Genomic DNA, 460 nt, shown 5'->3' with positions numbered 1-460 from the left:
CCCCCCATGTTCAGACAGGGTTTCACGTGCCCCGCCCTACTCGTCTTCACTGAAATGGCCCTTTCAGATACAGGGCTATCACCTTCTATGGCTGCTCTTTCCAGAGCATTTTCCTAGAACCAAATCAGCTTAAGGGCTAGTCCGCGTTCGCTCGTCGCTACTTACGGAATCTCGGTTGATTTCTTTTCCTCTGGTTACTTAGATATTTCAGTTCACCAGGTTCGCTTCCAGCAGCTATGTATTCACTGCAGGATACCCGCAAGCGGGTGGGTTTCCCCATTCGGACATTACCGGATCAAAGCTTGTTGCCAGCTCCCCGATACTTTTCGCAGGCTGCCACGTCCTTCATCGCCTCTGACCGCCAAGGCATCCACCGTGTGCGCTTATTCGCTTGACCATATAACCGCAAGTTGCCTTGGGTTATACATTTGACCCGGGGGTACAAAGCCCGGATACGAAT

Annotated in this window: 1 rRNA gene; it reads right to left on the bottom strand. The window is 52.0% G+C overall.

Annotation, left to right across the window (positions count from 1 at the left end):
- Nucleotides 1-397, bottom strand: a 23S ribosomal RNA gene (locus DMB80_RS27820); the annotation flags it as partial.
- Nucleotides 398-460 lie beyond the last annotated feature (63 nt).

It is taken from the genome of Mycobacterium kyogaense, assembly GCF_003254575.1.
Taxonomy (GTDB): Bacteria; Actinomycetota; Actinomycetes; order Mycobacteriales; family Mycobacteriaceae; genus Mycobacterium; species Mycobacterium kyogaense.
Note: the sequence above shows the minus strand (reverse complement) of the source record. Positions and strands in the feature narration are given on the sequence as shown.